At 66.6% G+C, this 5,826-nt stretch carries 6 protein-coding genes and 1 tRNA gene; 4 read left to right on the top strand and 3 right to left on the bottom strand.

The annotated features are described in order from the left end of the window. Positions 1 to 64 precede the first annotated feature (64 nt). The 3 genes from Q1V87_RS04980 to Q1V87_RS04990 all read left to right on the top strand — a co-directional run bounded on the left by Q1V87_RS04980 (position 65) and on the right by Q1V87_RS04990 (position 1,943). Entirely contained in the window at positions 65 to 979 is a 915-nt protein-coding gene (locus Q1V87_RS04980; protein WP_366945410.1) for a metallophosphoesterase, read from the top strand. Between the two features lie 24 nt (positions 980 to 1,003). Continuing rightward, a tRNA-Pro gene (locus Q1V87_RS04985) sits at positions 1,004 to 1,077 on the top strand. Between the two features lie 89 nt (positions 1,078 to 1,166). Then, on the top strand, positions 1,167 to 1,943 hold the full coding sequence (locus tag Q1V87_RS04990) for an HAD-IIB family hydrolase (RefSeq protein WP_300591102.1): 777 nt from the start codon (positions 1,167 to 1,169) through the stop codon (positions 1,941 to 1,943). On the opposite strand, the gene Q1V87_RS04995 is transcribed toward Q1V87_RS04990, so the two are convergent. Next, a complete protein-coding gene (locus Q1V87_RS04995; RefSeq protein WP_300591103.1) occupies positions 1,924 to 2,631 on the bottom strand; it encodes an FCD domain-containing protein in 708 nt (235 codons plus the stop codon). The genes Q1V87_RS04990 and Q1V87_RS04995 overlap by 20 nt on opposite strands. A gap of 104 nt (positions 2,632 to 2,735) precedes the next feature. Here Q1V87_RS04995 and Q1V87_RS05000 point away from each other — a divergent pair, with 104 nt between their 5' ends. After that, positions 2,736 to 3,578 carry a DUF1295 domain-containing protein gene (locus Q1V87_RS05000; protein ID WP_300591104.1) on the top strand — a complete coding sequence of 281 codons (843 nt, stop codon included), beginning with the start codon at positions 2,736 to 2,738 and terminating at the stop codon, positions 3,576 to 3,578. 21 nt (positions 3,579 to 3,599) lie between these two features. Here Q1V87_RS05000 and Q1V87_RS05005 read toward each other — a convergent pair whose 3' ends face one another. Together Q1V87_RS05005 and Q1V87_RS05010 are read right to left on the bottom strand one after the other, a co-directional pair. Continuing rightward, positions 3,600 to 4,253, bottom strand: coding sequence for a thymidine kinase (locus Q1V87_RS05005; RefSeq protein WP_300591105.1), 654 nt, complete (start codon positions 4,251 to 4,253; stop codon positions 3,600 to 3,602). A 32-nt stretch (positions 4,254 to 4,285) separates the two neighbouring features. Further along, entirely contained in the window at positions 4,286 to 5,758 is a 1,473-nt protein-coding gene (locus tag Q1V87_RS05010) for a malate:quinone oxidoreductase (RefSeq protein ID WP_300591106.1), read from the bottom strand. Positions 5,759 to 5,826 lie beyond the last annotated feature (68 nt).

The following is a 5,826-nucleotide window of genomic DNA, read 5'->3' on the forward strand; positions in this document are numbered from 1 at the left end:
CCGCACCGGCACCGAGCCCGTGAGTTCAGCGCTCGGACGCGCCGCCCTCACGACCTTCGGGGTCGTGGGGGCGGTCGGCGTCGGCACCGCCATCTGGGGCATGGGGGTCGAACGCTACCTCTACACGGTGCGCCATCATGAGGTGCGCATCTTGCCCGCAGGCTCCGCTCCGCTTCGAATCCTGCACCTCTCCGACATCCACATGGCACCGTGGCAGCGCCGCAAGCAGCGCTGGCTCGCGGGGCTTGCCGACGAACTCCGCCCTGACCTCGTCGTGAACACCGGCGACAACCTCGGCCACGCGGAAGGGCTGACCGGCGTTCGCGCCGCGCTCGACCCGCTGCGCGGCATCCCGGGCGTCTACGTGCACGGATCGAACGATCACGACGCCCCGCTCCCCCGCAACCCGCTGCGTTATTTCTCGGGCCCCTCGACGTCGATACCGAGGCCCGACCGCCTGGATGTCGGAGCGCTCGACGACTACCTGCAGAGCACGCTCGGCTGGCACGAGCTGAACAATGCCGCCGCATCCTTCGCCGTGGACGGGCACGCCATCGCAGCCTTCGGCGTCAGCGATGCCCACCGGCACTGGGACCGCCTCGATGTCCTCCCACCGCTCGTGGCCGACCTGAAGGCGCAATCTCCCGAGCTCACGATCGGCGTCAGCCACGCGCCTTACCGTCGTGTGCTCGATTCCTTCACGGGGCTCGGCGCCGACATGATCTTCGCGGGACACACCCACGGCGGCCAGGTACGGATGCCGGGATTCGGCGCCCTGGTGGCCAACTGCGACATCCCGCTCGATCAGGCCCGGGGGCTAAGCGCCTGGACCAACGACGGACGCTCGGTACCGCTGAACGTCAGCGCCGGCGTCGGTCATTCGATCTACGCACCGGTGCGCTTCGCCTGCCGCCCGGAGGTCTCGCTGATCACTCTCACCGCGGTGGATACCGACGGCGGTTCGGGCGGTGCACCCTGATCGGGTAGACTCGAACGGTTGCCACGGGGTGTGGCGCAGCTTGGTAGCGCGCGTCGTTCGGGACGACGAGGCCGCAGGTTCAAATCCTGTCACCCCGACAATGTGTCATCGGTCGCACCCCGACCATCGAGCAAGATCACAACAATCAAGACCTGACGGTGTCGTCGCCCCTCCCGGAAGGATCCTGATGGCCACCCCTCCCCGCCTGGTTGCGTTCGATCTGGATGACACGCTGGCTCCCTCCAAGAGCGCGATCGACCCACGGATGGGCGATCTGCTCGTCGCTCTTGCCGAGCGCGTCGAGGTCGCTATTATCTCGGGCGGACAGCTCGCCCAGTTCACAATGCAGGTCGTTGACCGCCTGCCCGAGACGTCGGCTGACACGCTCTCGCGGCTACACCTGCTCCCCACATGCGGCACGCAGTACTACCGGCTGAACACTGACGGTATCGACACCATCTACGCGCACTCGCTCACCGACGATGAGAAGCAGCGGGCACTCGCTGCCGTCGAAGACGAGGCCAAGCGCCTAGGCCTGTGGGAGTCGGAGACCTGGGGAGACATCGTCGAAGATCGCGGCTCACAGATCACGTTCTCAGCCCTCGGGCAGCAGGCTCCCGTCGACGTCAAGATGGCCTGGGATCCCACGGGAGAGAAGAAGAACCGGCTCCGCGAGGCCGTTGCCGCTCGGGTACCCGACCTCGAGGTGCGCTCCGGCGGATCGACCTCGGTGGACATCACCGCGCGCGGGATCGACAAGGCGTACGGGATGCGCCAGCTCGCCGAACAGACCGGCATCCCCCTCGATGACATGCTCTTCGTCGGCGACCGTCTCGACCCGGACGGCAACGACTACCCGGTCCTCGCGATCGGTGTCACCTGCCAGGCCGTTGAGGGGTGGGAAGACACCGCCGAGTTCCTCGAGGCGTTCATCCCGACGTTGCCTACTCCGTCGGAGAGGTGACCGTCGCGTAATAGCCACGGATGTGGTCGGTCACGGCCGCGCGCGCACCATCGGCCTCACCCTCGCCGATGAGCTCGACGATCCGGTGATGCTCGTGGCGCAGGCGTGCGGCCGCGTCATCCCAGTCGGCGATTCGACGGATGCCGCGCGCCACGTAGCCCTCGATGGCGTCGCGTAGGCCCCCCATCATCGCCACCGTGACGCCGTTTCCAGCGGCTTCGGCCAGCGCCAGGTGTAGCTGCGCATCGAAGGCAACGAACTCCGCCGGGCTCAGCGACGGGTCATCCATCGCCCCCAGCACCCGCTGAACATCGACGAGATCGGGGGACTCTGCGGCAGCCAGATCAGCGACGACGGCCGACTCGAGAGCGATACGGGTCTGCACGACATCCTCGACCGCGAAGCTCTGCGCTGCCAGCTGCAGCCGCAGGAGGGCCGACATGCCGCCCGACGGCGTGCCGATGATGATCGCACCGGCAGTCGGGCCGGAGCCCGTGCCCGTGCGTATCAGGCCCATGACCTCCAGCACCCGTAGCGCCTCGCGAACACTCGACCTGCCGACACCCAGGGTCGTCGCCAACTCGCGTTCGGGGGGCAGGCGGTCGCCGGGACCGAGTTCTCCGCTCATCAGATCGCTCTCGATCCGATCCAGCACGATCCGCCAGGCCTTGGCCGGGGCATCCGTCACAGGCACTCCTTCGTCTGCCTCAGGCTACCCAGTGGTCTGACCACCGCCAAACGCGCACGCGGGATGACCACGCAAAACCCCGGAGCCGACGCTAGCGTGGGGGCATGGATCCCCTGCTCATCGTCATCGGCATCGCTGCCGCTGTGTCACTGTTCTGCTGGGTCGCGTCGATCATCACGAAAGACACGTCGTGGGTCGACCGGCTGTGGTCGGTTGTGCCGGCGGTCTACGTGTGGGTGTTTGCGATTGCCGCGCTCGTGGCAGGCGAAGAGGCGACGCGGCTGGTGGTGATGGCGGTTCTCGTCACGGCCTGGGGTGCGCGCTTGACGTTCAACTTCGCGCGCAAGGGCGGATACACCGGGATGGAGGACTACCGGTGGGCGATCCTGCGGGCCCGGATGACTCCCGCGCAGTTCCAGCTCTTCAACGTGTTCTTCATCGTGCTCTACCAGAACGCCCTCCTCGTACTGATCTCACTCCCGGCCCTCATCGCGTGGCAGAACCCCACGCCGTTCACCGGCTGGGATGCAGCCTTCGCTGTGCTGTTCGCCCTGTTCCTGGTGGGCGAGTTCGTTGCCGACCAGCAGCAGTGGGACTTCCACAAGGCGAAGCAGTCCGCGGGAGGGACCCTGGAGCCCGGATTCCTCACGACCGGACTCTGGCGCTACAGCCGGCATCCGAACTTCTTCTTCGAGCAGGCGCAGTGGTGGGCGTTCTATGCGCTCGGCGCCACTGCCGCGGTCGCCGCTGGCGCGGGAGTCTGGGGCGGTGTGATCAACTGGACGGTCATCGGCGCCGCGCTGCTGACCGTGCTGTTCATCGGCTCCACCGTGTTCACGGAGTCGATCTCGGCATCCAAGTACCCGGCATACGCGCAGTACCAGCGGGCGACCTCGATGCTGGTACCGCTGCCGCCGCGTCAGCGGCCTGCTGAGGCCAACGCCTGAGGCCCTCGCGGGCCGAGGGACTCAGCGACCGTCGATGCGCCCGCCGGACTCGCGCAGGTAGCACTCGGCGCACATCGACTCGTACGTGACGCGGTCGGTCGAGAGCTCGTCGATTGCGACCTGATCGCCGTCGAAGACGAACCTGCCGCCCACCAGGCGCGCGTTGAAGATCGCCTTACGTCCGCAGCGGCAGATTGTCTTGAGTTCCTCGAGCGAGTGGGCAAGTTCGAGCAAACGCCGGGATCCCGGGAACGCGTGGGTGCGAAAATCAGTGCGGATGCCGTACGCGAGCACCGGAACACCATCGAGCACCACGATCCGCAGCAGATCGTCGACCTGCTCGGGAGTCAGAAACTGCGCCTCGTCGATGAGGAGGCACGCGACATCCGGTCGCCGCTCTTCGGCTTCGGGAACGAGCGCTTCGTTCTCGCGGCGGACTAACCGTTCACGGTGATGCGCGAACAGCTCACGGAGGTCGGCGACCGGCGGGATGAGGAAGTCCACGGGACGCGTCACACCGAGCCGGCTCGAGATGTGATCGGCTTCTTTCGTGTCGATCGCGGGTTTGGCCAGCAGCACGTGCTGACCGCGCTCCTCGTAGTTGTACGCGGCCTGCAGCAGGGCGGTGGACTTTCCGGAGTTCATCGCTCCGTACCGGAAGTACAGCTTTGCCACGATCGGATCTCAGCTCAGCGACAGGGCGAGCGTCACGCCTTCAGCGCGAGAACACTCGCGGTCTCAGCGAGGCTCTGCTGCGCGGCATCCGGGTTGCCGTTCAGGTGCGTGCCGTAGCTCGGGATGAGCTCGCGGAGCGTCCCCTCCCAGTCGCCGATGCGGTCGGGAAAGCTCGTCTTCAGGATGTTGAGCATGATCGCCACGGCAGTCGAGGCACCCGGGGAGGCACCCAAGAGGCCGGCGATCGTGCCGTCGGCCGAACTCACGACCTCGGTGCCGAACTGCAGCACGCCACCCTTCTCGGGGTCCTTCTTCATCACCTGAGCACGCTGCCCGGCGTTCAGGAGCATCCAGTCCTCATCCTTCGCCGTGGGCATGAACGTGCGGAGGCTGTCGACCTTGCGCTTCTTGTTCTTCAACAGCTCGCCGATGAGGTACCGGATGAGGCTCGGGTTGTCGATCGCGACCTTGAGCATCGGCCACAGGTTGCCGGGGCGCACCTGGGCGATGATGTCGAAGATCGAGCCACGCTTGAGGAACTTGGGGCTGAACGTCGCGAACGGACCGAACAGCAGCGAGGTCTCGCCGTCGACGACGCGAGTGTCCAGGTGCGGCACCGACATGGGCGGCGCACCGACGGATGCCTGCGAGTAGACCTTCGCACGGTGCTGGGCGACAAGGGCCGGGTTGCTGGTCTTGAGCCATTGCCCACCGATCGGGAAGACGCCGTATCCCTTGATCTCGGGGATACCGGATTTCTGCAGCAGCTTGATCGCCCACCCGCCGGCACCGACGAACACGAAGCGTGCCCGCGTCTTGCCGGGAGTGCGACCGACCTGGTTGCGCCACGACACCTCCCAGGTGCCGTCCTTCAGCTTCTTCAGTCCCGTCACCTGGCGGTCGGTCACGACCCGACCACCATGCTGCTTCAGGTTGTCGAACAGCTGTCTGGTGAGGGCACCGAAGTCGACATCCGTGCCGGCCGGGACGCGCGTCGCCGCGAACGGCTCGCCCGCGCGGCGCTTCTGCATGAGCAGCGGGGCCCACTGGTTGATGACGCGGGAATCCTCGGAGTACTCGATGCCGGCGAAAAGGGGCTGGTCCTTCAGCGCCTCGTAGCGCTTCTTCAAGAACGCGACATCCTGCTCGCCGCGGACGAACGTCATGTGCGGCGTGGAGTTGATGAACGTCGACGGCGCATCCAGGGCGCCTTCGTCCACGAGCGCGGACCAGAACTGACGGCTCTGCTGGAACTGCTCGTTGATCGAGATCGCCTTGGCAGGGTCGACCGTGCCGTCGGAGGACTCGGGCGTGTAGTTCAGCTCGCACAGGGCGGCGTGCCCCGTGCCGGCGTTGTTCCACGCGTTCGAACTCTCCAGTCCGACGTCCGAGAGCCGTTCGTAGACGACGATCTTCCAGTCGGGCTGCAGTTCGGAGAGGAGGGTGCCCAGGGGGGCACTCATGATGCCACCCCCGATGAGCCCGACATCGACGGTTTCACTCACCCGTCAAGTGTAGTTCTCGCTCCGACCCCGCCCGCCACGGCCGAACGCTCCTGCGCCCGTAAAGTCCG

Source organism: Microbacterium sp. (assembly GCF_030149085.1).
GTDB lineage: Bacteria > Actinomycetota > Actinomycetes > Actinomycetales > Microbacteriaceae > Microbacterium.